23 protein-coding genes and 1 pseudogene are annotated in these 25,110 nt (G+C 66.6%); 8 read left to right on the top strand and 16 right to left on the bottom strand.

Features of this window, described 5'->3' with window-relative positions; translation table 11 throughout:
* The first annotated feature begins 13 nt into the window (after positions 1 to 13).
* The 7 genes from ACO2Q5_RS08270 to ACO2Q5_RS08240 are packed head-to-tail and all read left to right on the top strand — an operon-like array spanning position 14 to position 7,320.
* Positions 14 to 1,534 carry a sugar ABC transporter ATP-binding protein gene (locus ACO2Q5_RS08270; protein WP_423289804.1) on the top strand — a complete coding sequence of 507 codons (1,521 nt, stop codon included), beginning with the start codon at positions 14 to 16 and terminating at the stop codon, positions 1,532 to 1,534.
* Positions 1,531 to 2,505 (top strand): ABC transporter permease, encoded by a 975-nt coding sequence (locus ACO2Q5_RS08265; RefSeq protein WP_423289802.1) that lies wholly within the window; start codon positions 1,531 to 1,533, stop codon positions 2,503 to 2,505. Before ACO2Q5_RS08270 ends, ACO2Q5_RS08265 begins: the two co-directional genes overlap by 4 nt.
* A complete protein-coding gene (locus ACO2Q5_RS08260; protein ID WP_423289800.1) occupies positions 2,502 to 3,500 on the top strand; it encodes an ABC transporter permease in 999 nt (332 codons plus the stop codon). Before ACO2Q5_RS08265 ends, ACO2Q5_RS08260 begins: the two co-directional genes overlap by 4 nt.
* Before the next feature lie 11 nt (positions 3,501 to 3,511).
* Entirely contained in the window at positions 3,512 to 4,540 is a 1,029-nt protein-coding gene (locus tag ACO2Q5_RS08255; protein ID WP_423289798.1) for an aldo/keto reductase, read from the top strand.
* A 12-nt stretch (positions 4,541 to 4,552) separates the two neighbouring features.
* Positions 4,553 to 4,975, top strand: coding sequence for an RbsD/FucU family protein (locus ACO2Q5_RS08250; RefSeq protein ID WP_423289796.1), 423 nt, complete (start codon positions 4,553 to 4,555; stop codon positions 4,973 to 4,975).
* Between the two features lie 9 nt (positions 4,976 to 4,984).
* Positions 4,985 to 5,815, top strand: a complete 831-nt coding sequence (locus tag ACO2Q5_RS08245; protein ID WP_423289794.1) for an amidohydrolase family protein — start codon at positions 4,985 to 4,987, stop codon at positions 5,813 to 5,815.
* Complete coding sequence (locus ACO2Q5_RS08240) at positions 5,812 to 7,320, top strand: aldehyde dehydrogenase (NADP(+)) (RefSeq protein ID WP_423289792.1); 1,509 nt, start codon at positions 5,812 to 5,814, stop codon at positions 7,318 to 7,320. The genes ACO2Q5_RS08245 and ACO2Q5_RS08240 overlap by 4 nt, the downstream gene beginning before the upstream one ends.
* 312 nt (positions 7,321 to 7,632) lie before the next feature.
* On the opposite strand, the gene ACO2Q5_RS08235 is transcribed toward ACO2Q5_RS08240, so the two are convergent.
* The 16 genes and pseudogenes from ACO2Q5_RS08235 to rsfS all read right to left on the bottom strand — a co-directional run bounded on the left by ACO2Q5_RS08235 (position 7,633) and on the right by rsfS (position 23,206).
* A complete protein-coding gene (locus ACO2Q5_RS08235; RefSeq protein ID WP_423289790.1) occupies positions 7,633 to 7,779 on the bottom strand; it encodes a hypothetical protein in 147 nt (48 codons plus the stop codon).
* A complete protein-coding gene (locus ACO2Q5_RS08230; protein WP_423289788.1) occupies positions 7,776 to 10,136 on the bottom strand; it encodes an aldehyde dehydrogenase family protein in 2,361 nt (786 codons plus the stop codon). The genes ACO2Q5_RS08235 and ACO2Q5_RS08230 overlap by 4 nt, the downstream gene beginning before the upstream one ends.
* Before the next feature lie 10 nt (positions 10,137 to 10,146).
* The gene (deoC, locus tag ACO2Q5_RS08225; RefSeq protein ID WP_423289786.1) at positions 10,147 to 11,145 is read right to left on the bottom strand and encodes a deoxyribose-phosphate aldolase; all 999 of its coding nucleotides are present in this window, start codon (positions 11,143 to 11,145) and stop codon (positions 10,147 to 10,149) included.
* Positions 11,135 to 12,109: a sugar-binding transcriptional regulator gene (locus ACO2Q5_RS08220; protein WP_423289784.1), complete on the bottom strand. Its 975-nt coding sequence runs from the start codon at positions 12,107 to 12,109 to the stop codon at positions 11,135 to 11,137. Before ACO2Q5_RS08220 ends, deoC begins: the two co-directional genes overlap by 11 nt.
* Positions 12,106 to 13,626: an FGGY-family carbohydrate kinase gene (locus tag ACO2Q5_RS08215; protein WP_423289782.1), complete on the bottom strand. Its 1,521-nt coding sequence runs from the start codon at positions 13,624 to 13,626 to the stop codon at positions 12,106 to 12,108. Before ACO2Q5_RS08215 ends, ACO2Q5_RS08220 begins: the two co-directional genes overlap by 4 nt.
* A 35-nt stretch (positions 13,627 to 13,661) precedes the next feature.
* Complete coding sequence (locus ACO2Q5_RS08210) at positions 13,662 to 14,681, bottom strand: galactitol-1-phosphate 5-dehydrogenase (protein WP_423289780.1); 1,020 nt, start codon at positions 14,679 to 14,681, stop codon at positions 13,662 to 13,664.
* Between the two features lie 251 nt (positions 14,682 to 14,932).
* Positions 14,933 to 15,182 (bottom strand): annotated as a pseudogene (locus ACO2Q5_RS08205) (transposase); the annotation flags it as partial.
* 246 nt (positions 15,183 to 15,428) lie between these two features.
* Complete coding sequence (gene ssuD / locus ACO2Q5_RS08200) at positions 15,429 to 16,595, bottom strand: FMNH2-dependent alkanesulfonate monooxygenase (RefSeq protein ID WP_423289778.1); 1,167 nt, start codon at positions 16,593 to 16,595, stop codon at positions 15,429 to 15,431.
* Between the two features lie 162 nt (positions 16,596 to 16,757).
* On the bottom strand, positions 16,758 to 17,927 hold the full coding sequence (locus ACO2Q5_RS08195) for a YeeE/YedE family protein (RefSeq protein ID WP_423289776.1): 1,170 nt from the start codon (positions 17,925 to 17,927) through the stop codon (positions 16,758 to 16,760).
* A 104-nt stretch (positions 17,928 to 18,031) separates the two neighbouring features.
* Positions 18,032 to 18,946: a sulfurtransferase gene (locus ACO2Q5_RS08190; protein ID WP_423289774.1), complete on the bottom strand. Its 915-nt coding sequence runs from the start codon at positions 18,944 to 18,946 to the stop codon at positions 18,032 to 18,034.
* A 167-nt stretch (positions 18,947 to 19,113) separates the two neighbouring features.
* Positions 19,114 to 20,049 (bottom strand): serine O-acetyltransferase EpsC, encoded by a 936-nt coding sequence (gene epsC / locus ACO2Q5_RS08185; RefSeq protein ID WP_423289772.1) that lies wholly within the window; start codon positions 20,047 to 20,049, stop codon positions 19,114 to 19,116.
* Positions 20,050 to 20,076: 27 nt separating this feature from the next.
* Positions 20,077 to 20,814, bottom strand: a complete 738-nt coding sequence (locus tag ACO2Q5_RS08180; protein WP_423289770.1) for a hypothetical protein — start codon at positions 20,812 to 20,814, stop codon at positions 20,077 to 20,079.
* On the bottom strand, positions 20,811 to 21,407 hold the full coding sequence (locus ACO2Q5_RS08175) for a carboxymuconolactone decarboxylase family protein (RefSeq protein ID WP_423289768.1): 597 nt from the start codon (positions 21,405 to 21,407) through the stop codon (positions 20,811 to 20,813). Before ACO2Q5_RS08175 ends, ACO2Q5_RS08180 begins: the two co-directional genes overlap by 4 nt.
* A 7-nt stretch (positions 21,408 to 21,414) precedes the next feature.
* Entirely contained in the window at positions 21,415 to 22,035 is a 621-nt protein-coding gene (locus ACO2Q5_RS08170; RefSeq protein WP_423289766.1) for a CMD domain protein, read from the bottom strand.
* Positions 22,036 to 22,388: 353 nt separating this feature from the next.
* On the bottom strand, positions 22,389 to 22,859 hold the full coding sequence (gene rlmH, locus ACO2Q5_RS08165; RefSeq protein ID WP_423289764.1) for a 23S rRNA (pseudouridine(1915)-N(3))-methyltransferase RlmH: 471 nt from the start codon (positions 22,857 to 22,859) through the stop codon (positions 22,389 to 22,391).
* The gene (gene rsfS, locus ACO2Q5_RS08160) at positions 22,859 to 23,206 is read right to left on the bottom strand and encodes a ribosome silencing factor (RefSeq protein ID WP_423289900.1); all 348 of its coding nucleotides are present in this window, start codon (positions 23,204 to 23,206) and stop codon (positions 22,859 to 22,861) included. Before rsfS ends, rlmH begins: the two co-directional genes overlap by 1 nt.
* 483 nt (positions 23,207 to 23,689) lie before the next feature.
* Here rsfS and leuC point away from each other — a divergent pair, with 483 nt between their 5' ends.
* Positions 23,690 to 25,108 (top strand): 3-isopropylmalate dehydratase large subunit, encoded by a 1,419-nt coding sequence (leuC, locus tag ACO2Q5_RS08155; RefSeq protein ID WP_423289762.1) that lies wholly within the window; start codon positions 23,690 to 23,692, stop codon positions 25,106 to 25,108.
* The last annotated feature ends 2 nt before the right edge of the window (positions 25,109 to 25,110 follow it).

Raw genomic sequence — 25,110 nt, 5'->3', positions numbered from 1 at the left:
AAAGGGTCAGGGGATGACGGCGGCTTCGGGAACGGTCCTTGCCATGCGCGGGATCGAAAAGCGGTTCGGCGACGTAAAGGCGCTGGACAATGTGGATTTCGATCTGAGGGCGGGGGAAATCCACGCCCTTCTGGGCGTGAACGGCGCGGGGAAATCCACGCTGATCAAGATCCTGTCGGGTGTCTATACCAAGGATGCCGGCATGATCGAAATCGGGGGCCGTCCGCAGGAGCTCGGCTCTCCCCGCGCGGCGATCGAGGCGGGCGTGGCGGTGGTGCAGCAGCACCCGGAATTGGTGGGCGATCTGACCGGGGCCGAGAACATCTATCTGGGCCATGAAGGTGGGCGTCCGGGCCTGTTCGCGCGCGTGAACCGCCCTGACATTGCCGCTCGTGCGGCGCAGATCCTGAAACGCTTTCCCATCGACATCGACCTTGGCCGCAAGGTGGCCGACATGCCCGCCGTGGACCGCGAGATCGTGGCGATCCTGCACGCCCTGCGGCAGGAGGACACCCGGATCCTGATCCTGGACGAGCCGACCTCGACTCTGACGGAACGCGAGAAGGCCTCGCTCTTTTCCATGATGCGGACGCTGCAGGCGGCGGGTATCGCCATCATCTACATCACCCACCGTCTGGAGGAAGTGTTCGAGATTGCCGACCGTTTCACCGTCTTCCGCGGCGGGCGCAACGTGGCCAGTTTTACCGCGGTCGAGGCGAAGGCGCGCAATATCTCGATCCCGAACCTGATGCTGGATTCCGACACCGGCCTGTCCTTCCCGCCGAAAACCGGGTTGGGCGGCGGCGAAGTCATGCTCGAGGTGAAGGGGCTGGGCGCCGAAGGTCTGTTCCGCAACGTCAGCTTTGCCGCGCGCAAGGGCGAGATCCTTGGCATCTTCGGCCTTGTCGGCTCGGGCGTGGATGAGTTGTCGAAGGCAATCTTTGGCGCGATCCAGCCCGATGCGGGCGAGATGCGGTTGAAGGGAAAGCCGGTGCGCTTCACCTCTCCGGCGCAGGCGCTGGGGGCGGGGATCTTCCTTGTGCCCGGCGACCGGAGGACCGAGGGGCTGACGCTGGACGAAAACGTCGTCTTCAACACCACGGTGGCCAATCTGGGCCGCGCTTCCTGGGCGGGGCTGCTGCGGTTCGGCGACAACCGCCGTCAGGCCGCCGCGCTGGCGCAGAAGGTGGACCTTTACCCGATGAAGCTGGACCGGCCGCTGCGCGGCTTTTCCGGCGGTAACCAGCAGAAGGTGGTCATCGCCAAGGGGCTCTACCGGCAGGCGGGCGTCTATATCTTCGTGGAGCCGACCGTCGGCGTGGATATCGGGGCGCGGTCCCGGATCTATGCCCTGATGCGCGAGATTGCCCGCGATGCCGCGGTCATCGTCATCTCTTCCGACTGTGATGAGGTGCATGGCGTGGCGGACCGCACCGTCGCGCTCTACAAGGGGGCGCCCATCGGCACGCCCTCGACCGACACCACGCGCGACCAGCTTCTGGCCGCCGGCATCATGGGAGGGGTGGCAGCATGATTTCCGGCCGTCTTCTGGTCCGCCTTGCGGCCTTTGCCGCGCTTCTGGCGATCATCGCGGGCCTGTTCTGGGCGCAGAATCCGGCGTTCCTTTCCACCGGCAACCTGCGCGCGCTGATGCGGCACATGTCGGTGCAGGGGCTGGCCGCGCTTGGTCTGACCTTCGTCATCGTCGTGCGCCATTTCGACCTGTCCTTCCCCGGCGTGGCCTCTCTTGGCGCGATGACGCTGGGCTGGCTGATCGCCATCGGCATGCCGCTCTGGCTGTCGGTCGCGGGGGGGCTGGCCGTGGGGGTGGCCTTCGGTCTGGTGAACGGCATCGCCGTGGCCAAGTTCCGCCTGCCCGATATCGTGACCACCATCGCCACCGGCGGTCTGGCCGTGGGGTTCTCCTACTTCTACTCGAACGGCACGTCGATTTCGCAGAACTTCTTCATGTCGGGCATCCTTGACCTGAACGACCAGAAGTTCCTTGGTCTTGACAAGCCCTTTGCCATCCTGATGGGCGCGGCACTCATCGGCTTTGTCGTGCTCCACGCTTCGCGCTTTGGTCATGGTTTCTATGCCACCGGGCAGAACCCGCTGGCCGCGCGGTTCTCGGGCATTCCGACGCGCAGCCTGATTGTCGCGGCCTTTGCCATCTGCGGGATGATGGCCTGCCTGTCTATCACGCTGCTGGTGGCGTCCTCCGGTGCGGCGAATGTCACCGCCGGGAACCAACTGCTGATGCCAGCCTTTGCCGCCGTCTATCTGGGCGCGGCGCTGTTCGGGCGGCCCTCGGTCGGGGCCACGCTGGCGGGCACGCTGATGATGTCCACCATGCTGAACGGATTCACGCTTCTGGCCATTCCCTATTACTATTCCGATGCCATCGTCAGCACCGTGCTGATCCTGGCCATCGCTGTCTTCGACCCGCGCGTTTCGGCTCTGATCGGCCGCATCTTCGCCCGCAAAAAAGAGAGGCTGGCATGACCGACATCCCCTCGCCGCCGCTGACCGCGGGCGCCATGCCCCGCCTGAGAGGAGATCTGTTCATGCGTTATGGCTTCTTCATTCTGGTGATCGCGGTCTTCGTGGTCTTTGCCAGCCTGCGCCCCACCTTCATCGCGCCGGGGAATATCCATGGCATGCTGATGTCGGCCTCGATTGCTGCGCTGATGTTTCTGGGCCTGACGCTGATCGTCGCCGCCGGTGAGATTGATGTCAGCTTCATGTCCGTCGCGGCGCTGGCCAATATGGTGGTGGCCGCGCTGGTGCAGGCGGGGCAGGGCTGGGGCATTGGCACACTGGGCGGGCTGGCCGTGGGGGTGCTGTTCGGGCTGCTGAATGCCGGGCTGGTGGCCGGGCTGCGGCTGCCCGCGCTGGTCATCACCATCGCCACCGGCGCGCTTGCCGCCTCCATCGCGGCGGCCATCGGGCTGGGGACCTCGATCTCGCTCTCATCCACCGGCTTTGTCGGTCAGCTTCTGGGCCTGCGGCTTGGTGTGGTCCCGGGCATCGCCATCATCGTCGGCCTGCTTTACCTGATCGCCTGGTATGTGCAGGACCGGCTGACCTTCGGCCATTATATTTACGCGATGGAGCAGAACCGCGCCGCCGTGGTGGAGGCAGGGGTGCCGGTCAACCGCATGCTCTTCATGCTCTATGTCCTGTCCGGCGTGGTTTCGGCGCTGGCGGGCATCCTCTTGGCGGCAAACCTGTCCTCCGGCCAGCCCTATCTGGGCACCTCCTACTTCCTCGACGGGCTGACCGCGGTGCTGCTGGGCGGCATGGCGCTGAAACTGGGCAAGCCCAATGTCATCGGCACGCTGGCCGCGGTGATCTTTCTGATCGGCCTGCTGAACGGCGCCGCCTTGCTGGGCTGGACCGACAGTGAACGTCAGATCGTCCGCGGCGGGTTGCTGCTGATCGGTGTGGGGCTGGTGGTCTTTGCCCGCAGCCGCACCCGCGGCCCCGCCCACAGCTGAAAGAGAGTGTCATGACCCTGACCGCCACCACCCGCCGCAAAGTCGCCTCCACCGGGCTGGAGGTGACCGCCCTTGGCATCGGCTCTGCTCCGCTGGGCGGGCTTTATGCCGATGTGCCCAAGGCACAGGCGCAGGAGGTTCTGTCCGCCGCATGGGACCTTGGCCTCCGCTACTTCGACACCGCGCCGATGTATGGGCTGACCCGGTCCGAGCATCTGGTGGGGGAGTGCCTGCGCGAAGGCGATGGCAGCCATGTCCTGTCCACCAAGGTGGGGCGCCTGATGACCACCGAACGGGCCGGGCGCAAGCTGCCGCCCGAACCGCCGAAAAACCCGCTGGACCCCGGCTGGTGGAACGGGCTGCCCTTCCGCGAGGTGTTTGACTATTCCTACGATGGGGTGATGCGCAGCTTTGACGACAGCCAGCAGCGCCTTGGGATGGACCGGATCGACCTGCTTTATGTCCATGACATCGGCCGGGTCACCCATGCCGATCTGCATGATCACCATTGGGGGGCGCTGACCCGTGGCGGGGGTTTCCGCGCGTTGCAGGAGCTGAAGGCGGCGGGCAACATCCGCGGCTTTGGCCTTGGCGTCAACGAATGGGAGGTGATCCGCGACGCGCTGGAAGAGACCGACCTTGATTGCTGCATGCTGGCCGGGCGCTACTCGCTTCTGGACCGTGATGCGGCCGAGACGTTCCTGCCCCTTGCGCAGCGCCGCAATGTCGCGCTGGCGCTTGGCGGTGTTTACAACTCCGGCATCCTCGCGGCGCCGAAAGGCGGGCGCAAGAAGTTCAATTATGCCGATGCCGATCCTGCCGTGGTCGCACGGGTCGAGGCGCTGCGGGCGGTCTGCGACGACCACAACGTGCCGCTGGCTGCCGCCGCCATCCGCTTTCCGATGCGGCACCCCGCCGTCACCTGCGTGGTGATCGGCGCCAAGACCGCGGCGCAGCTGCGCCAGAATGTCGAATGGTTCGACACCGACCTGCCCGAGGCCCTGTGGGCCGATCTTGACGCCGCGTTGCATACCGCCTGACAGGAGATTTTCATGCTGAAAACCATCAATCCCCTCCTGACCGGAGAGCTGCTGGCGATCCTGTCTGACATGGGACATGGCGATGAAATCGTCATCACCGATGCGAACTTTCCGGCCGCCGCGGTGGCACAGCGGCTGATCCGCATGCCCGGCATCACCGCGACCGATGCGCTGGAGGCGGTGCTGTCCGTTCTGCCGCTGGATGATTTCGTCGAACAGCCCGCCGCCGCCATGGATGCCCCCGGTGAACGCCCCGCCATCTATCCGGAATTCGAGGCCGCGCTTCTGGCCGCCGAAGGCCGCCCGCTGGTGCTGGAGCCGGTGGACCGCTTCGCCTTCTATGACCGCACGAAGACCGCCTATGCGGTGATCGCGACCGGAGAGCGGCGGCTTTATGCGAACATCATCCTGAAAAAGGGTGTGCTGCGGACATAGGGGGCGCCGATGCTGGACGCGCATCAACATTTCTGGAAGGTCGCCCGCGGGGACTACGGCTGGATGACGCCGGATCTGACCGCGCTTTACCGCGATTTCGGGCCGGATGATCTTTGGCCGCAGATGCAGGCCGCGGGGATCACGCAGACCATTCTGGTGCAGGCGGCCGAGACCGAGGCAGAGACCGATTTCCTGTTGGAGATTGCCGCCCGCACCGCCTTTGTCGCCGGTGTGGTGGGCTGGATCGACATGCTGGCCCCGGATTTCGCGGCCCGGCTGGCGCATTTCCGGGCGCAGCCGAAATGGGTCGGCCTGCGGCCGATGTTGCAGGAGCATGACCCGGCGCTGATCGCTGATCCGCGGTTCCGCGCATCGCTGGCCGAGGTAGCGCGTCAGCGCGTGCCTTTCGACATCCTGACCTTTCCGCGTCATCTGCCCGCGATGGTGCAGGCAGTGCAGGCGACACCTGGCCTGCGCGCGATCCTCGACCATATCTCGAAACCCGACATGACCGGCCCGCTGGACCCGGACTGGGTGGCAGGAATTCAGGCTTTGGCCGCGGTCCCGGGCCTGCATTGCAAGGTCTCCGGCCTTGTGACCGAGGCCGGGGCGGACTGGACCGCTGACCGCATCTGCCCCTTTGTCGAGACGGTCGCCCGTGCCTTCGGGCCGGACCGGCTGGTCTTCGGGACGGATTGGCCGGTCTGCACCCTGGCCGCGACCCATGCACAGGTGGTGGACCTTGCGCGAACGCTTCTAGGCGGTCTCTACGGCCCCGAGGAGATGCAGAATATCATGCAGACCAATGGTTTGCGCTTCTACGGACTGGACAGAGCATGACGTTCACCCCGCATGGCCGCCATCTGATCGCCGGGGATTGGATCGAGACAGAACACGCGTTCGTCAACGAGCCCGCCCATGGTCCGGTGCACCGGTTCAGCATGGGCACGGTGGCCCTTGTGGACCGTGCGGCAGAGGCGGCGGAGGAGGCGTTCTGGTCCTACGGCTATTCCTCGCGCGAGGAGCGCGCCGCCTTCCTCGACCGGATCGCCGATGAGATCGAGGCCCGCGCCGAGGCCATCACCGAAATCGGCACGCAGGAGACAGGCCTGCCTGTGGCGCGCCTGCAGGGCGAACGCGGCCGCACCACCGGGCAGCTGCGGCTGTTCGTCAGCCACATCCGCGCAGGCGACTACCTTGACCGCCGCCACGACCCGGCCATGCCCGACCGCCAGCCCGCCCCGCGGCCTGAAATCAGACTGGTGCAGCGGCCTGTCGGCCCGGTCGCGGTCTTCGGCGCGTCGAACTTTCCGCTGGCCTTCTCTACCGCAGGGGGTGACACCGCTGCTGCGCTGGCCGCAGGCTGCCCGGTGATTGTGAAGGGTCATTCGGCGCATCCCGGCACCGCGGAGATCATTGCGGAGGCCGTTCATGCCGCCATCGCTGCTTGCGGCGTGCATCCGGGCGTCTTCAGCCTGATCCAGGGCGGGCGCCGTGATGTCGGCACGGCGCTGGTGACCCATCCGCGGATCAAGGCCGTGGGCTTCACCGGATCGCTGGCCGGGGGTCGTGCGCTGTTCGATCTCTGCGCGCAAAGGCCCGAACCGATCCCGTTCTTTGGCGAACTCGGCAGTGTCAATCCGATGTTTCTGCTGCCGAATGCCATGGCCGCCCGGGCGGACAGCCTTGGTGCGGGCTGGGCCGCGTCGCTGACGATGGGGGCCGGCCAGTTCTGCACCAATCCCGGCATCGCCGTGGTTCTGGACGGGGCCGACGCTGACCGTTTCACCGAAGCGACCGCCGCCGCTCTGGCCAAGGTGGGGCCGCAGGTCATGCTGACCGAAGGCATCGCGCGGGCCTATCGCGAGGGGCAGGCGCGGTTCCAAAGCCGCAACACCGTGCGTCCGGTCTATGAGACGACCTCAGACGGCCGCAGCGCCAACCCCAATCTCTATGAAATCAGCGGTGCGCATTTCCTTGCCGATCATGCGATATCCGAAGAGGTGTTCGGACCGCTGGGACTGATCGTTCGGGTTAGTTCGATGGAAGAAATGATCAGCCTTGCCATGGCCTTCGACGGTCAGCTGACCGCCACGCTGCACATGGACCCCGAGGACACAGCCGACGCCCGCCGCCTGCTGCCCGTGCTGGAGCGCAAGGCCGGACGGGTTCTTGCCAATGGTTTCCCGACCGGGGTCGAGGTGGTGGACAGCATGGTCCATGGCGGACCCTATCCCGCCTCAACCAACTTTGGTGCGACCTCCGTCGGAACAATGGCAATCCGCCGTTTCCTGCGCCCCGTCAGCTTTCAGAACATGCCCGCCGGGCTGGTGCCGGAAACCTGAACGTCAGCGCGCGCACAAGGTCTGGGCATCATGGCTGTGACGCCCGGCGGACCTGCATCGCCGCCACGCTGCTTTTGACAATCAGCAATCGGCGGGGTTCCCGCCGCATTGAACGGTTGTGCACAGAAAAGTCCGGCAATGGCCTTCGTTATCCGGGAATATCCGCGACCGGGAAGATCGGCGGCCCGGCGTTCCCGCGACAGACACGGTTTCAGCAGGGCCGAGGACAAGGCTATGGCCAGAGATCCGCACAGCGCGATGCGGACCACTGCATTCGCCCACAAGCGCAGAAAATCCGTTCCGGCCCGCAGTTCAGCCTTCGGGGGCCATACTAATCCCGGTGCCGTGCCCGCCGGGATCAGGTCTTCCGCCCGCATCGGTCCAACCAAACGCAGAGGCGATGGCGTTCTTCGGGATTTCGGTATCCACCAGAATGCCATCGCAATCGAGGATGATCATTCCCCGTAGGGCACCCAGATGTTCTTGACCTGCGTGGCGCGGGACAGGAACAGGCGGCCCTGACCCTCGGCCCCGGCCCAATTGCGGGCGGCGCCGTCTTCAACCCAGGTCTGTTTCAGGTTCCCGGCGGAGGCCTCTTCCACCATCTTGCCCCCGGCGCGGGTGCCGAAATACCAGACGGCATCCACGTCATCGTGTTCGGACAGGGTCTTTGCCAGCGCGTCCCGCTCGCCTGTCACGATGTTCAGCACGCCACCCGGCAGGTCCGAGGTTTCCAGCACCTGATACAGGTCCGTCGCGGCCAGCGGGTGCAGCTGCGACGGCACCGCCACCACCCGGTTGCCCATGGCCAGAAGCGGCAGCGCCAGCGACACTAGGCCGAGGAGCGGCTGTGCCACAGGGCAGAGCACGCCGACCACGCCGATGGGTTCGTGCAGGGCCAGCGTCACATGCGCCGATTTGGTGGAATGCACGGCGCCATCGAATTTGTCCGCCTGCGCGGCATACCAGAAGATGCGGCGGATCGCGGTTTCGACTTCCGTCTTCGCGGCGGCTTGGGTCTGGCCAAAGCTGCGGAGCCGGGCCTCGAACTCTGCCGCGCGGGCCGAGAGGTTTTCCGCGAGATAATACAGCACCTGCGCGCGGTTATGGCCGGTCTGCGCGCCCCAGCCCTTGGCGGCCTGCGCCGCCTCTACCGCGTTGCGGATGTCCTTGCGGTTGCCCAAGGGTGCCAGCCCGGCGGCCCCCTTGGTGCCCGGCACGGTATAGGAATAGCCGCTGTCGGGCCGGGCCTGCTTGCCACCGATGTAGAGCTTGGCCGTGCGGTCGATGGCTTCGGCCGGCAGGTGTTCGGCGGGGGTGGCCACCGGGGCAGGGGGGGGCTCTTCCGGCTTTTTCGCGCGGGGCGCGGGATGGGTCAGGTAGGCAGCCATCCCCTCGCGCCCGCCTTCACGGCCAAAGCCGCTTTCGCGGTAACCGCCAAAGCCTGCGCCCGCGTCAAAGATGTTGGCGGCGTTGATCCAGACCACGCCCGCGCGCACCTTGCCCGCAATGTCCAGCGCGAGGTTGATGTTTTCCGACCAGACCGAGGCTGCAAGGCCGTAGCGGGTGTTGTTGGCCAGTGCTATGGCATCTTCGGGCGTGCGGAACGGCGTCAGGGTGACGACCGGGCCGAAGATTTCTTCGGTGGCAAGGGTCGAGGCGGGTTCCACCCTGGTGGCCAAAGTCGGCGGGTAAAAGCATCCCTTGGGCGCGCTGCCCTGATGGATTTCCGCGCCTTCGCTGCGGCCACGGTCCACCAGCCCGCGGATGCGGTCCAACTGCACCGGATGGACGATGGCGCCGATATCGGTGTTCTTGTCCAAAGGCTCGCCCACGGTAAGGGTCGTCATCCGCCGCTTCAGAAGCTCGGTGAACCGCGGCGCCACAGCCTCGGCCACCAGAATGCGAGAGCCCGCGCAGCAGACCTGCCCCTGATTGAACCAGATCGAATCCACCACCCCTTCGACCGCGGCATCCAGATCGGCATCGGCAAAGATGATGAAGGGCGACTTGCCGCCCAGTTCCAGCGTCAGCGCCTTGCCCGATCCGGCGATCTGGCGGCGGATGATGCGGCCCACCTCGGTCGATCCGGTGAAGGCCACCTTGTCCACGCCCGGATGCCCGGCAATCGCCGCGCCCGTCGTGCCGTCCCCGGTGACGATGTTCAGAATGCCCGGCGGCAGCCCGGCCTCACGCGCGATTTCGGCAAAGGCCAGCGCGGTCAGCGGGGTATATTCGGCGGGCTTCAGCACCACCGTATTCCCGGCCGCCAGCGCGGGCGCCACCTTCCACGCCAGCATCAAGAGCGGGAAGTTCCACGGGATCACCTGCCCGCAGACCCCATGCGGCGCAGCGCCGGGGAATTCGTCGGCCAGAATCTCGGCCCAGCCGGCATGGTGATAGACATGGCGGATGACCAGCGGAATGTCGATGTCGCGGCTTTCCCGGATCGGCTTGCCATTGTCCATCGTCTCCAGCACGGCCAGAAGGCGCGCGTGTTGTTGCAGATGGCGGGCGAGGGCATAAAGGTGCCGCGCCCGGTCATGGCCCGACAGCGCGGCCCATTTCGGCTGGGCGCTGCGGGCGGCTTTCACCGCGGCGTCCACATCTGCCGCGCTGCCCTGAGACACGCGCGCGATCACCACGCCGGAGGCGGGGTTTGTCACCTCGAACGTGTCCCCCGGCGCGGTGAAGCTGCCATTGATGAAATGGCCAAAGCCCGCCTCGTGCCGGGCCAGCCAGCCCTTGGTGATGGTGGCGTCTTCGGGGGCGGGGCCGTAATCCATGGATTGCAGGATCTCGTTGATCTTGTTCATCTCTTTGCCCTTATGCCAGCGCCAGCCGCGAGGCCGAGGAATAGCGGCCCGTGACGTAATGTTCCAATTGCCGCTCGATATCGCCCAGCATGGACGAGGCGCCGAGGCGGAACAGATGCGGCTCCAGCCAGTCGCGGCCCATCTCTTCCTTCATCAGGAACTGCCAGTTCATTGCATCCTTGGCGGATTTCATGCCGCCCGCGGGCTTGAAGCCGATGCGGTGGCCGGTGGCATCCAGATAGTCGCGCAGCGCCCGCACCATCACCAGCGAGACGGGGATCGTGGCATTCACCCCCTCTTTCCCGGTGGAGGTCTTGATGAAATCCGCCCCCGCCTGCATCGACACCATCGAGGCGGCATAGACGTTGCGCAGGGTCTGCAGGTCGCCGGTGGCGAGGATAGCCTTCAGATGCGCGTCACCGCAGGCCTGCCGCATGGCGGCGACTTCATCATAAAGCGCCTGCCAGTTGCCGGTCAGCACATGTTCGCGGGTGATGACGATGTCGATTTCATCGGCCCCCTGTGCCACCGCCCAGCGGATTTCCTCCAGCCGCAGGTGCAGGGGCATCAGGCCGGCAGGAAAGCCGGTGGCGACCGAGGCCACGGGAATCCCGGTCCCCTCCAGCGCCGCCACGGCATGGGGCACCATCGTCGGATAGACGCAGACCGCGCCGGTGGTCAGCGAAGGCCCGGTCAGGCCCAGCCCGTCAAGGATATGCGGCGCCAGCGGCTGACGGGCCTTGGCGCACAACCGGCGCACGCGGTCCGCCGTGTCATCGCCCGACAGGGTGGTCAGGTCGATGCAGCGGATCGCGTTGATCAGCCACGCGGCCTGATAGTCCTTTTTCACGCTGCGCCGGGCGGTCAGGCTGGCGGCGCGGCGTTCGGCGGCGCTGCGGTTCACGCCATGGCCTTCGAACATGGCAATATCCAGCGGCAGGCCGGGGTTGCGGGGCGCATTGGCCCCGGGGTGCGAGGGGGGCGCCCCCGCGGCGCGGTCAGCGGTCATCGGCATGCTCCAATGCGAAGGTTGCGGTCGGCCCGTCGGTGACGAGCACATCAATCAGTCCGGCGCGCAGCGCGGCCAGTGTCACGGCCTGCTTTTCCGGCCCCGCCGCGATACAGACGGTGCGGGCCGGGCCTTTCAGGTCCTCCAGCGTCAGGCCGATGGTGCGGCCCTCGATCCCGGGGTCGACGATCCGGCCCTGCGCGTCGATGAAATGGCCCAGAATATCGCCCACGGCACCGGCGGCCAGCAGGGCCTGCATTTCATCCGGCAGGATATTGCCCGAGTGGAGCAGGATCGAATCTTCACCCGCGACCCCCAGCGAGAACATCAGCACCTCGGCCGCGCGGGCCTGAACCAGCACGTCGGCGACGATGCGATCGCGTTCCAGAACCTCACGGGTGAGGCGGGCACCCACGATGGCGGGCACCGGCAGCGGGATCATCCGGCCACGACCCTTGCGCGCGAAAAGCTCGGCCACGTCGCCGGTGAAGGCGCCGCCGGGCAGGGGGGCCACCGCCCCGTTGATCTGCACCACCCGCACGCCATCCGCCCAGTCCTGCGGCAAAGCGTGGCCCACGGCGGCCATGGTCCGGCCCCATGACAGGCCCAGCGTCCGCGGCTGCGGTTTCAGCGTGGCCAGATATTGCGCGGCGGCCTGCGCCACATCCTCCAGCGCGGGGCTGGGCACCACGAGCGCATCGCGCAGCCCATAGGCGCGGGTCAGCGCCGCCTCCTGACCGGGGTTGCGCGGACTGCGGGGCACGATCTCGATCCGGACGATGCCGAGATCGCGGGCCTCTTGCAAAAGGCGGCTGACCTGCCAGCGGTTCAGCCCGGTGTCCTGCGCGATCTCGGTCGCGGTCATGTCCTGCTGCCACGCCATCCGCGCGACCTGCACCATCAGATGCTCGCGGCTGTCGTCCACCGGCAGGCGGTTGGTGCTGCGGTCGGTCTCGTCCTTCATGGGCCTTCCCCGGCTGGGCCGTCGGCCAGAGCATGCAGGACCGGCGCAAGGATTTCCACCGCCTGCCGGTATTGCGCCAGAAGCCGCCGATATTGCGCATGGCGCGCGGGGTCCGGTTGCAGGGTGCGCACCTCGGGTGCAAGCGCCCGCGCCGCCGCCGTCATATCGGGCCAGAGGCCAAGGCCGACGGCTGCCGCCACGGCATTGCCGTAAAGCGTCAGATTGTCATCCGGGGCCAGCCCGACCGGCTTGCCGATGGCATCCACCGTGGCCTGTAGCCACAGGGGATTGCGCATGATCCCGCCCGCCATGACGATCCGGTCCACCGCCACACCCTGCCGTTCCAGATCGAAGACCACATTCGCCGCGCCAAGCGCCACCGCCGTGACGGCGGCCCGGTAGATCGCGGCCCGGTCATGCGACAGGGACAGCCCAAGGAACGCGCCACGCAGCCGGGCATCGCGATAGGGGGTGCGGTTCCCCATCCAGAAATCCAGCGCCAGCAGCCGCGTCTCGGCTGGTTCGATGGCGCCGGCTGCCGCCAGAAGCGCGGGCAGATCTGCATTGGCGATGCCGAAGATGTCCTGCGACAGCCATTTCAGGATCGACCCGGCCGAGACCTGACCGCCCTCAATCATCCGCAGCCCGTGGGTCAGGGCATGGGGATAGGGGCCCCAGACCCCGGTGATGGCCGCGCCATCATCGGGCACCTGCGTGATATGCACGTTCGAGGTGCCGCCGATCAGCAGCATCGACCCCGGCGCGATGCAATCGGCCCCGAAGGCGCCCATATGCGCGTCGATCCCGCCCTGCACGACCAGCGGCGCGCCGGTGATGCCCCAGTCTGCGGCCACCTGCGGCAGCAATGGCCCGATCACCGCGCCGATATCCACAATCCTTTGCGGCAGACGCCCGGCCAGTTCCGGCACACCGAAGGCAGTGTAAAGGTCGGGGTGAAAGGCCCGGCTGCGGCTGTCCCAGTTCCATTTGCAGGTGGCGTTCATCACCGATCCGGCCCAGTCACCCGTCAGGCGGAAGTTGATGAAATCCAGCGCCTCGCAGATCACATCCACCCGCGCCCACAGGGCGGGATCATGCCGGGCCAGCCACATCGCCTTGGGTACCAGCCATTCGACCGCGTTCGATCCCCCGCAATAGTCCAGCACCGGGTGCTGCACCGTTTCCGAGTGACGGGCTTCTTCGGCGGCGCGGGCATCCATCCACAGGATCGCGGGGGCCAGCGGCTGGCCGTCCCGTTCTGCCACCACCACAGTCGAGGAAAACGCCGCTACGGTGATCGCCGCAATTTCCGGCTGCCCGGCCTCGACCAATGCCTGCCGGACGGCCTGCCCCAGGGCGCGCCACCAGTCTTCGGGGTCCTGCTCCGCCCGGTTGGGTGGCAGGTGGCGGGTGGGATAGCCCGCCTCGGCCTTGCCGGTCAGGACGCGGCGGTCCAGATCGAACACACCCGCGCGGGCGCCGTTGGTGCCCAGATCCAGTGTCAGAACGGCAGTCATCCGGGGCCTCCCCTCCCGCAAATGGCGGCGCAGCGTCAGGGCCGGAACAGCACTTTGGAGAAATGCAGGTCTCGCGCCCGGAAGCGGTCAAAGATAGCGGGCAGTTCGGCAAGGTCCAGATCATGCGAGATCAGGAATTCCCATTTCAGCGCGCCGCTGCCGAATTTCTCCAGCGTGACGGTCCATTGCGGGCCGGGGAAGGGGGCACCGAAACTGTTCCACGACCCGTGGAGCGAGATTTCCTGCCGCAGCAGATACTGGAACGTGGCATTGGCCAGCGTCACATCCGGCACCGGAATCCCGATAAAGCTGACATGCCCGCCGGGACCGGCCAGCATCACCGCGGCATTGATCGTAGCGTCGATGCCGACCGCCTCAATGACGACATCGGCCTTGCCCGCGAAGCCCGGCAGATCGGCCGACAGCACGGTGACCGTGGCCCCGGCCTCGCGCGCCAGCGCCAGCTTTTCCTCGGATACGTCCACCGCGATGACCTCACCCGCTCCCATCAGCCGCATCCACTGGATCGCGAACAGGCCGATCGGCCCGCAGCCGACCACGCCGCCGGTCTGGCCGACCGTCATCCCCCCCGCCTTCCACAAAGCATGCAGCGCGATGGAGGCCGGATCGACCATGGCAATCGCCCGCGGGTCCACATGCTGCGGCGCCTTCAGCAGATTGCCCACCGGCACCGCCACATATTCGGCATAGGCCCCGTCGCGGCGGCTGCCGAAGTAATCATAGTCCCGGCAGCGCGAGAAATTCCCGGTCCGGCACTGGTCACAGGCATTGCAGGGGATCAGCGGCGCCACGGCGACCAGCTCGCCCTCGGCCCAGCCGGTGACGCCCGGCCCCAGTGCGGCGATATGGCCGGAGAATTCGTGGCCGGTGATCAGCGGCATCTTCCATGCGCCCTTGACCAGCATCCGCGGCAGATCCGACCCGCAGACGCCCACCGAGGCGACGCGGACCAGAACCTCTTGCGGCCCCGGGACGGGGACCGGGCGGTCCTCCAGCCGAATGTCTCCGGGGGCATGCAGAACGATGGCGCGCATGAGATTCACCATGTGTGATTAAATATCACAATGGTGATACAGGGCGCGGCCTGTGCAGGCAAGGATTATCACATAGGTGTTATATGGTCACTTATGTGAATATCGCCCAGCTGTGCCGCATGATCCCGTGTTCTGGGGTTCGTCTTCCTGAGCCCCTGGGACGGTCCACTCGTCCAGATCATCCGGATGGCGCGTCAGGATGCCAAACCCCGTTGCGTCAGGGCGCTGACGGGACAAATGCCTTGCAACCCGCCGGCCAGCTTCAGCAGGCTGGCCTCCATCCCGGTCGTCTGCTTCGCGGCAGCCTGAACAACGTCTTGATCATCAGGCAGAATAGGATCGCGGCATCCGGGGCCACCGTAGGTCGACCGGGCGTGCCATCAGGCAGCGCGGGCCAGGTCACCCCCGGTCCAGCCAGAGCAGCCGACCCGCGCTTCCGACGCGAGGCAGAGCAGCTGGACCAGTCCGTCGTGCGAGAACCGGCGGGGATGGCTTGCTCATGAAATCCGGCGAACCGCGTGAATGCGCGAAGGGAACCGTCCAGATTCAGAGGGTTGCAAAAGCGCCAAGGCAGGGCCGCAACAGATCCTCGCGATGCCGGAATACACATCCGAAACCGAGATCATCTTCCGCGAAACCTTCACCGCCTTTGGCGCGGCGCTGAAGGCGGTCGGTAAGGTCTACAACATCAACGAAGCGGTAGAAGGCGACCCCTGTCGGGGCGCCGCCCGTTCTTTCGCGGGGCGTTCAGTCCACCGCCTTGCGGATATTTCCGGCATGGCCGCCGCCGCCGAAAACCTGTGCCCCCCCGAAAGAGGCTCGGGGCTGGTCGATGGGCGAGGCGATGCCCAGTTCCGGGAACAGCAGTTCCGCCACGCGATAGGCCTCTTCCAGATGCGGATAGCCGGAGGCGACAATCGTCTCGATGCCCAAGGCCTGATATTCCCGCAGCCGGGCCGCCACCGTGGCCGGAGAGCCGACCAGCGCCGTTCCTGCCCCCGACCGCACCAGCCCCACCCCGGCCCAAAGGTTGGGCGCAACCTCCAGCCGGTCGCGGCGGCCGTCATGCAGGCGACGCATCCGCTCCTGCCCGACCGAATCCGACTGGTTCCGCTGTGCTTCCTGCGCCGCGGCGATGGTGTCGTCCGACAGATGCGAAATCAGCCGGTCCGCCGCGGCCCAAGCCTCTTCATCCGTCTCGCGCACAATGAAATGCAGCCGGATGCCGAAGCTGACCGTCCGCCCGTGGCGGGCGGCGCTGGCGCGGACGGCGGCGATCTTTTCGGCCACCTGAACTGGCGGCTCACCCCAGGTCAGGTATTTTTCGACCCATTCCCCGGCGAAATCATGCGCGGCCTCGGACGAGCCCCCGAAATACAGCGGCGGGCGCGGGGCCTGCACCGGCGGCAGCACCAGCCGGGCGTTGTGCGCCTTGATATGGTCGCCGTCCAGATGCGCCTGCCCTGTGGTCAGTAGATCGTTGAAGACGGAGAAGAATTCCCGCGCATGATCATAGCGTTCGTCATGCGGCAGGAAGATGCCGTCACCGGCCAGCTCCTGCGCGCTGCCGCCGACCACTACGTTCAGCAAAAGCCGGCCCCGGGACACCCGGTCCAGTGTCGAGGCCAGTCGCGCGTAATAAGCGGGCGAGGCGGTGCCGGGCCGCACGGCGACCAGAAACTTCAGCCGCTCAGTCGTGGCAGCAAGGTAGGAGGCGAGAACGAAGCTTTCCTCGCAGGCGGCGCCAGTGGGGATCAGGACGCCGGAATAGCCCAGCCGGTCCGCCGCCTGCGCAATCTGGCGGTGATACTCCGGATCGTTCGGCCGGGTCAGCCAGTCGGTGCCAAGATAGCTGCCATCGCCGGAAGAGGGAATGAACCACAGAAAATCAAGCGGTTTTGCGGTATCAGTCATGGTCATCGCCTGTCTTTGCGCGGGGGGGGCGCCTTTGCCGCATGTTCCGGGCAGGATTGCCCGCGAATACACGACTTCTTTTAACGTCATTACCGCAGCAGAGCGCGCCGGACCACTCCAAAGAGCCCCGGGGAAAGAGATGAATATTCTCTCCAGCGCCGGTCAGGCCTGTCGGCGCCCGCCGCGCAGGCGCCATCCGGCCCATGCCCCGGCCAGACAGAAAATGGCGAAGACCCAACCCGACAAGGCCCCCGCCATGATCCCCGACAACAGCACCCCCACCGTGCACCCCAGCGAGACCATCGCCCCCCAGCCCAGCATCAGACCGCCTGTAAACAACCGCGGCAGATCGCGCAGCGGCGGCACCGCGGGTTTCCAATCGCCCGCCAGCGTGGCCGAGGCGGCGGCGGCAAGGATCATGCCCAGGACGAAGACGCCGTTGCGCGACAAAACCGTCTCTTTCACCAGCGTCGCGCAACCTGCAAAGCCGTCCAGCCCCAGAAGCGTCTCGGGCAACCAGTGCCCGGTCGCGGCGGCGGTCCGCGCCAGCGATCCCAGCTCGGCCGTCACGCCCAGCGGACCCACCCGGAAATAGGCCAGCACTGCGATGCCGCCCACCAGCACACCCGTCAACACCGCAGGCCAGCGGCGGCGCAGAATGGCCTCAGCCGCGGTAACGGCGGCAGGCTGCGCCGGCAGCGGCGCGCGCAGAACCCAGAACGCCAGCCCGGCCAGCAGCAAAAGCGTCAGCAGCAGCGATCCGCCATGGCCCAGAAATTGCGGCAGCCAGATCACCGGCGCGCGGTACAGGTCGGCGAGATAGAGCGTGTTCCAGCTGAGAAAGCCAAGGATGAAGCCCGCGAAAGCCCCGGCCAGCGCGACAAGCGAGCCAAACGCCCCCTCTCCCAGCCGGTAGAAATGGGCCGAGACGCAGGAACCGCTGATCGCCATGCCCAGCCCGAAGGTAAAGGCGCCCGCCGCAAGGGTCAGCGAGACCGGCCCGACATGCGCGTCCGGCGGCATACGCCCGGTGGAGGGGTCCGGCACCCAGGCACCGAAAACCAGCGCATAGCCCGCAGCGCCCGTGGCCAATGCGGCCAGAATGGCGATCAGCCCGCGCGGATCCCGCTGGGCCAGCCAGTCGCGCCAGATGCACCAGAAGCAAAACCGCCCGCGCTGCAGCACCACCCCGAAGGCCGCACCCAGCCCCAGAGACACCGGGAGCGACCGGCCAAGCGCATCGCGCGCGGGCAGGGCCCAGGACAGCGCGCACAGCGCCAGCACCGCAAGAAGGAACACCGGCAGGCGGGAGATCGGGGAGACAAGGCTCATGTCGGGATCCGTCAGGAAAAGGCCGGCCCGGCGGGAACCGGACCGGCAGGCGCGACCGGGATCTGCCGCAAAGCGACCCGACCGACAGGGAGAAGCGGAAGGGGTTACTGCCCGGTCCAGACCGTGCCGGCGGGGTTGGTCACCGGGACACCGACGGCATTGCCGTATTCGGTCCAGGACCCGTCATAGTTCTTCACCTCATAGCCCAGAATCTTCGCCAGCGCGAACCAGGTGTGGCTCGACCGCTCGCCGATCCGGCAATAGGTGATGATCGGCTTCGATCCGTCGATCCCGGCCTCTGCATAAAGCGCCTTCAGCTCCTCGGCAGGTTTGAACCGCCCGTCCTCCTGCACCGCCTTGCCCCAGGACACGTTGACGGCACCGGGCACATGGCCCGCGCGGACGGCGGTTTCCTTGAACCCTTCGGGCGCGATCACCTTGCCGGAATATTCATCGGCCGAGCGGATATCGACAATCGCCGTGCCGCCGCTTTCCGAGGCCGCGACCACATCCGCGATGCTGGCGCGCAGAGCGGGATTGGCGTCTTTCAGCGTTACATTGCCTGCCACCAGCGCCGCGGCCGAGGTGGACAGCGGACGGCTCTCGGCCTCCCACAGTTTCCGCCCGCCATCCAGCAGCTTCACATTCTCGGCGCCGTAGACATCCAGCACCCAGGCACCCCAGGCCGCGAACCAGTTGTTGGTGTCACCATAGAGCACGATCGTGCTGTCGGCATTCACACCGGCCTGCCGCAGCAGCCCCTCCAGCTTTTCCTTCGAGGCGATGTCGCGGCGGACCGTGTCCACCAGATCGGTGTGCCAGACAAAATTCGCGGCACCGGGAATATGACCGCGCTCGAACACTCCGGGGTTCACGCTGACCTCGATCACCCGCACGGCGGGATTGTCCAGATTGGCCTCCAGCCATTCGGTGGTGACCAGCGGCCCCTCCTGCGCGGCGGCGGCAAAGGCAAGGCATGACAGCCCCACGGCGGTCAGAAGGCGGGCGGCGAATTTCATGGACGGTCCTCCGATAATCACGACTATGTTTGTCATGTTATCCGGCAGGCACGGTTTCTCAAGGAAAGGGGCTGGTTGAAGTTTCCGCCCCTCCGGCAGAATTCTTCTCTTTGGACGAAGCCTTGCGGAACAATCGCGCCCCCGCGGGCGGCCCGTCCGAATCCGGCTCAGCGCCGGGCGGGCGTGACGGACAGTTCGGGCCGGGCCTGGGTTGCCACCGTGCCGGGGGGCAGGCTGTCGGTCACCCAGACCCCGCCGCCGATCACCGATCCGCGGCCAATGGTGATGCGGCCAAGAATGGTGGCCCCCGCATAGATGACCACGTCATCCTCGATCACCGGATGACGGGGTTGCCCCTTCACCAGCCCGCCCTGCCCGTCATCGTCAAACCGCTTCGCGCCCAAAGTGACCTGCTGATAAAGCCGCACATTGCGCCCGATGACCGCGGTTTCGCCGATCACCACGCCAGTGCCGTGATCGGCAAAGAAAGCCGGGCCGATCTTTGCGCCGGGGTGAATGTCGATCCCCGTCACCGAATGCGAATATTCCGCCATGATCCGGGCAATCATCGTGGCACCCAGACGATACAACTCATGCGCGATGCGGTGGTGCAGGATGGCCGCTACCCCCGGAAAGCAGAAGGCCACCTCGTCCAGACTCTTGGCCGAAGGGTCACCGGCAAAGGCCGCGGCAATGTCGGTGTCATGCAGGTCCCGGACACGCAACAGGCTGTTCAGGAAATTGTCGGCCGCGGTATCGGCACGGGTGCGGGCACTGCCCGGATCTTCCTCGGGCGAGAGCATCCGCTCCAGCTCGATCTGGTCGGCCAGCCGGTGCCGGACCGATCCCAGCATCCGCGCGACAAAGCTGTCCGTTTCGGCGGGCATCAGATCGGCCGGGCCGAAATGACGCGGATAAAGCAGGCCCATCACATCGGCCTGCAGCGCGATGATCTCTCGCTTCGACGGCAGACGCGGCACCGGTCGCCCGTGATAGCGCCGCTGCTGCGAGACCATGCGGATCAGCCGCAGCCGTTCGGTGATCGCAGCGATATCGGCCGCGACACCGGGTGCCGCCGTCCTGCCCTCTCCTGCGCCGTCCATGCTGCCGTCCCCTGTCTGCGCGACCTTTCAGCGATGATCGCTAATCGAACGCAGCCGGGCTGCCAATGGATGAAACTTCCGTTCTTCGGCCTCCGGAGGGAAGCTTCTTCTCCCGGCCTCGGGGCCAAGCGCACCGGACCAGTCCGGCCTGACCGCCGCCACCGCCGCACCAGAGCGGGCAACCGCGTGCAAAAGCCGGGCGGCGCGGGCGGGCGTCAGCACCTCTGCCACCTCGGGCCGCGCCAACAGCCAGCGACCGCGCGACACCAGAGTGTCAAATCCGATGGCCAGATGCAGCCCGAAGGCCGCATCCAGAATAAGCAGCCGCCAGACCAGCGGCGCCAGCAGAGGATCGGCGCCAGTCAGCCGCGCCCGCAGCGGGATCACCTCATCCTGTGCCTGCACCAGCCGCAGGGTCTGCCGCAGCCCATGAACCGCCAGATCAAGGTCTTGCGGATCGCGGGCCCGGGTGACCCGGTCCAGCCGGGCCAGAGCCTGCGCCAGAAGCGCCATGTCGGCCCTCAATCGCAGCAGACGGTCGGGGTCACGCGGATAAAGCGGCTGGTCCGGGTGCAGCGCCTCGATCCGGTCCAGCATGAGAAGCCCGTCAGAAAGGATTTCCTCATCCCCTGCACGAATGGTCAGTTCAGGCTCGGCCATGGTGATGCGGTGATGAAAGGCGGTGCCGCGGATGGCCAATGCAATACCCAGAGCTTCGGCCAGCGGCGAAAGATCGGGGGCGTCCAACCGGAAAAATGGCGTCATGGGGCACCTGCGGGCGGCGCCGGTTCACCCAGCGACAGGTTCAGTCCGCTTTCCCAAACCGCAAAGGCCGCGGCAAGCATGACATCCAAGATCTCCTGATCGTCCAGCTTTTCTTCGTCCAGCGCCCAGATCTCTCGGCGTGTCAGTCTGGACGGAGTGCCGGTCAGCGCCGAAGCCGCGGCTATCACCGCGCCCAGCCGGCCGCCCAGAGGTGAAGGCAGCCCATCCTCCAGCAGCACACCGATTTCCCGTTCCCGCCGCAAATGCTGAACCGCCTGCCGGGCATGTGCCGCGGTTGCGGTGAAACACCCTGTCCGGCGCGCGGCGGCCGTGGCGGCCAGCGCCCGTTCGCCACGCGGCAGACCGCGGGCCGGACCATGAAAGATATCATCGCCGATCCGGATCAGCGCGGCACGGCTGGCGGGATCATGGGCCAGAATCTGCAACAGCCCGGTGTTCCGGGCAGAACCTGCCGCGGACACATCCGGTGACCTGCCAGCCGGAGCAATCAGCCACGGCAGCCAGCCTGTCCTGTCACGGCCGAAGCTTTGCGGCCGGATGTTGCGCGGATGCGTCAGCACGGAAAACGCCATCTGCCCCTCAATGCAGGCTCGCCGCAGCCGGATGGCGCGCGGCGATGAAACTGCGAAGACCCGCCACGACCCGGATCTGAAAGCCAAGGAAAGACACCAGCTGCGACAGGAGAACCGCACCTTCAGCCGTCCAGCCCGCCTCGGCCAGCTTGCGCAGCGACGCGGGTGAGGCATCGCGCGGATGCAGGGCCAGAAGATGCGCATGATCCAGCGCGGCCGCCAGCCGCGGCCCCGTGGCCTGCAGGATCAGCGGCCCGGCCCGGTAAACCGGCCCCACCAGATCTTCGGCGGACAGCGGCCCGGACGGAAAGGCCCCGTAAGGACCGGGGTAGGATGCGCCTTCCGCCTCGGCCACGATGAGGGGCACAAGATGCGGCTCGGTCTGGCGCAGAAGGTCGATGAAATGGCTGCGGGTGGTCTCTTCGCCATGCAGCACGGCCACAAAGGCCGCCACGGCCCGCCGCTCGGCCAATGTCATGGCGCCCGGAACCTCGGGGTGAAGCAGCCTGCGGTAGCTGGCCTCCACCTCGGCGCGGGCTTCGGCCCGCATCCGAAACGCCCGGTCGACGGGACTGTCCTTCACAATTCCGGCAAGGCGGTCGATCAGGGTCTGGTCGTGATGCGTCATCGCGGTGTCCTTCGGCTTTGTCCGGCGGCAGGGGGCCGGGCAGCGCCCTGCGGACCAGAGGGGATTTGGCCCGCAGGGCGCCGGAAGGGATGCAGACAGGCCCAGGGGGAATTTGGCCCCGCGCATCCGGCTTGCGGTCTTGTCAGCGGCAGATCGAAATCCGGGAGGAGGGCCGGACCACCTCTGCCGCCGGGTCAGTCAGAACGCCTGTTGGGGCGATGACAGAACCATGCCACGGGTCGCCAAAAAAGACGATAAAACAGGACGTGTTTTTTCGGGGGCCGGGGAGAACGCCACCCGCGCCGGACGCGGCCGGAAGGAAAGATTTCGCGCAGGCGGGGAAATCCGGGCGTTCAGCTGCGGTGATAGGGTCCGCCGGCAAGGATGGTGGCGGCACGGTAAAGCTGCTCGGCCAGCATGACCCGCACCAGCATATGCGGCCAGACCATGCGGCCGAAGCTGATGGAATGATCGGCCTTTGCCCGCAGGCCGGGCGCGATACCATCGGCCCCGCCGATGACAAAGGCCACATCCTGCCGGCCGCCATCGCGCCATCGCGCCAGCAGCCCGGCAAATTCGGGGGAGGTCGGGGTCTGACCCCGCTCATCCAGCGTGCAGATCAGTGCCCCCGCGGGGATGACGCGGGACAGGAGCGCGGCTTCCGCCTCCATCCCCATGTTCTTCTTGTCTTCGACCTCATGCTCCTGCACGGGACCCAGCGACAATGCGCGGCCCTGCTTGGTCAGCCGGTCCAGATAGTCATCGGCAAGGGCCCGCTCCGGCCCCTGCCGCAAGCGGCCCACGGCACAGATGTGCAGCCGCATCAGCCGGGCTGGGACAGGGTCCGCGCGCCTGCCACCTGTCCGGCGGGCAGCCACATCTTTTCAAGCTGGTAGAAGTCGCGCACTTCAGGGCGGAAGACATGGACGATCACATCGCCGGTGTCGATCAGCACCCAGTCGCCCGTCTCCTTGCCTTCCATCTTCACGCTCAGGCCGAAGTCCTGCTTCAGACGGTCGGCCAGTTTTTCCGCGATGGCGGCGACCTGACGCGACGACCGGCCTGAGCAGATGACCATGTAATCCGCGACATCCGAGCGGCCGCGCAGGTCGATCTGCACGATATCCTCGGCCTTGTCGTCATCGACCGACTTCAGGACGGCGGCCAGAATCTGGTCGGGGGTAAAGTCGGTGGGGGCCGGGCGCCCCGCACGCGGCGCGACCGGAAGTCCGGTCGAAGGGTCAGAATGAGACAGGACTTGGGTCCTCCAGGATGCGTGCCGAACAACCCCGGCACCGGGCGCCTTCCGGCCCAGACTAACACCCGGGGCGCCATGCTTCAACGCAAAGACGGGGAAAGGACCAAGGGCGGGCACATAGCGGCAATCCCCCGCCGGGGCAAGGGCGCGCGGACAGGACAGGCCAGGCACCGCCCGATACCCTTGCCTGAGCGCAGATTCGCGCGTAAATACCCCTTCATGGACGGGTTCATCTACTTCAACATCACCGATCACGCGCGGCTTCCGGCGCGCTTCTTCGGCATGACCCGCAACGTTCTCGCCCGTCTTTGATGCGGCGGGGCGCGTCTGCGTCCCCGATGCCGCCTGACCGAGAATGCCTTCAGACCCAAAGCCAAAGACCCGAAGGGTAGAGCCATGACCGCTCCGAGAACGCTGTATGACAAGATCTGGGACGACCACGTCGTCCACCAGTCCGATGACGGCACCTGCCTGCTGTACATCGACCGCCATCTGGTGCACGAAGTCACCAGCCCGCAGGCCTTTGAAGGGCTGCGGATGACCGGCCGCAAGGTGCGCGCGCCGGAAAAGACCATCGCCGTGCCGGACCATAACGTCCCCACGACCGCAGGCCGCGACACCCATATTGACAATGAGGAATCGCGCATCCAGGTCGAGGCGCTGGACAAGAACGCCCGCGATTTCGGGATCAACTATTACCCGGTGTCCGACATCCGTCAGGGCATCGTGCATATCGTCGGCCCGGAACAGGGCTGGACGCTGCCGGGCATGACGGTGGTCTGCGGCGATTCGCACACCGCGACCCATGGCGCTTTCGGCGCGCTGGCCCACGGGATCGGCACCTCGGAAGTGGAACACGTTCTGGCGACCCAGACGCTGATCCAGAAGAAATCCAAGAACATGAAAGTGGAGATCACCGGCAGCCTGATGCCGGGCGTCACCGCCAAGGACATCACCCTCTCGGTCATCGGCCATACCGGCACCGCGGGCGGCACCGGCTATGTCATCGAATATTGCGGGCAGGCGATCCGCGAATTGTCGATGGAAGGCCGGATGACGGTCTGCAACATGGCCATCGAAGGCGGCGCCCGCGCGGGCCTGATCGCGCCGGATGAAAAGACCTTCGCCTATGTGATGGGCCGCCCCCATGCCCCGAAAGGTGCGAAGTGGGAGGCCGCGCTGGCCTATTGGAAAACCCTCTTCACCGATGAGGGTGCGCATTTCGACAAGGTCGTGACCATCCGCGGCGAGGATATCGCCCCGGTCGTGACCTGGGGCACCAGCCCCGAGGATGTGCTGCCGATCACCGGCGTGGTCCCGGCGCCCTCGGATTTCACCGGCGGCAAGGTCGAGGCGGCCCAGCGGTCGCTGGACTATATGGGCCTGACCCCGGGCATGAAGCTGACCGACATCAAGATCGACACGGTCTTCATCGGATCGTGCACCAACGGCCGGATCGAAGATCTGCGCGCCGCGGCGGCGATCCTGAAGGGCAAGAAGATCAAGGACGGCATGCGCGCCATGGTGGTGCCCGGCTCCGGCCTCGTCCGTGCACAGGCGGAAGAGGAAGGTCTGGCGCAGATCTTCATCGATGCGGGCTTTGAATGGCGTCTGGCCGGTTGCTCGATGTGTCTGGCGATGAACCCTGACCAGCTGTCGCCCGGAGAACGCTGCGCCGCGACCAGCAACCGCAATTTCGAAGGCCGTCAGGGCCGCGGCGGCCGCACCCACCTGGTCAGCCCCGGCATGGCAGCGGCAGCCGCCCTGACCGGCCACTTGACGGACGTGCGCGAACTGATGGGCGTGGAGGCCTGAGA

Source organism: Neotabrizicola sp. VNH66 (genome assembly GCF_049445895.1).
Taxonomy (GTDB): domain Bacteria; phylum Pseudomonadota; class Alphaproteobacteria; order Rhodobacterales; family Rhodobacteraceae; genus Pseudogemmobacter.
The sequence above is the reverse complement of the archived record's forward strand: the minus strand, read 5'-3'. Positions and strand labels throughout refer to the sequence as shown.

What these genes read in the sequence shown, in the direction of transcription:
- ACO2Q5_RS08270 (WP_423289804.1), top strand. Translation starts at nt 14, where the DNA reads ATGACGGCGGCTTCGGGAACGGTCCTTGCCATGCGCGGGATCGAAAAG.
- ACO2Q5_RS08265 (WP_423289802.1), top strand. Translation starts at nt 1,531, where the DNA reads ATGATTTCCGGCCGTCTTCTGGTCCGCCTTGCGGCCTTTGCCGCGCTT.
- ACO2Q5_RS08260 (WP_423289800.1), top strand. Translation starts at nt 2,502, where the DNA reads ATGACCGACATCCCCTCGCCGCCGCTGACCGCGGGCGCCATGCCCCGC.
- ACO2Q5_RS08255 (WP_423289798.1), top strand. Translation starts at nt 3,512, where the DNA reads ATGACCCTGACCGCCACCACCCGCCGCAAAGTCGCCTCCACCGGGCTG.
- ACO2Q5_RS08250 (WP_423289796.1), top strand. Translation starts at nt 4,553, where the DNA reads ATGCTGAAAACCATCAATCCCCTCCTGACCGGAGAGCTGCTGGCGATC.
- ACO2Q5_RS08245 (WP_423289794.1), top strand. Translation starts at nt 4,985, where the DNA reads ATGCTGGACGCGCATCAACATTTCTGGAAGGTCGCCCGCGGGGACTAC.
- ACO2Q5_RS08240 (WP_423289792.1), top strand. Translation starts at nt 5,812, where the DNA reads ATGACGTTCACCCCGCATGGCCGCCATCTGATCGCCGGGGATTGGATC.
- ACO2Q5_RS08235 (WP_423289790.1), bottom strand. Translation starts at nt 7,779, where the DNA reads ATGATCATCCTCGATTGCGATGGCATTCTGGTGGATACCGAAATCCCG.
- ACO2Q5_RS08230 (WP_423289788.1), bottom strand. Translation starts at nt 10,136, where the DNA reads ATGAACAAGATCAACGAGATCCTGCAATCCATGGATTACGGCCCCGCC.
- deoC (WP_423289786.1), bottom strand. Translation starts at nt 11,145, where the DNA reads ATGACCGCTGACCGCGCCGCGGGGGCGCCCCCCTCGCACCCCGGGGCC.
- ACO2Q5_RS08220 (WP_423289784.1), bottom strand. Translation starts at nt 12,109, where the DNA reads ATGAAGGACGAGACCGACCGCAGCACCAACCGCCTGCCGGTGGACGAC.
- ACO2Q5_RS08215 (WP_423289782.1), bottom strand. Translation starts at nt 13,626, where the DNA reads ATGACTGCCGTTCTGACACTGGATCTGGGCACCAACGGCGCCCGCGCG.
- ACO2Q5_RS08210 (WP_423289780.1), bottom strand. Translation starts at nt 14,681, where the DNA reads ATGCGCGCCATCGTTCTGCATGCCCCCGGAGACATTCGGCTGGAGGAC.
- ssuD (WP_423289778.1), bottom strand. Translation starts at nt 16,595, where the DNA reads ATGACTGATACCGCAAAACCGCTTGATTTTCTGTGGTTCATTCCCTCT.
- ACO2Q5_RS08195 (WP_423289776.1), bottom strand. Translation starts at nt 17,927, where the DNA reads ATGAGCCTTGTCTCCCCGATCTCCCGCCTGCCGGTGTTCCTTCTTGCG.
- ACO2Q5_RS08190 (WP_423289774.1), bottom strand. Translation starts at nt 18,946, where the DNA reads ATGAAATTCGCCGCCCGCCTTCTGACCGCCGTGGGGCTGTCATGCCTT.
- epsC (WP_423289772.1), bottom strand. Translation starts at nt 20,049, where the DNA reads ATGGACGGCGCAGGAGAGGGCAGGACGGCGGCACCCGGTGTCGCGGCC.
- ACO2Q5_RS08180 (WP_423289770.1), bottom strand. Translation starts at nt 20,814, where the DNA reads ATGACGCCATTTTTCCGGTTGGACGCCCCCGATCTTTCGCCGCTGGCC.
- ACO2Q5_RS08175 (WP_423289768.1), bottom strand. Translation starts at nt 21,407, where the DNA reads ATGGCGTTTTCCGTGCTGACGCATCCGCGCAACATCCGGCCGCAAAGC.
- ACO2Q5_RS08170 (WP_423289766.1), bottom strand. Translation starts at nt 22,035, where the DNA reads ATGACGCATCACGACCAGACCCTGATCGACCGCCTTGCCGGAATTGTG.
- rlmH (WP_423289764.1), bottom strand. Translation starts at nt 22,859, where the DNA reads ATGCGGCTGCACATCTGTGCCGTGGGCCGCTTGCGGCAGGGGCCGGAG.
- leuC (WP_423289762.1), top strand. Translation starts at nt 23,690, where the DNA reads ATGACCGCTCCGAGAACGCTGTATGACAAGATCTGGGACGACCACGTC.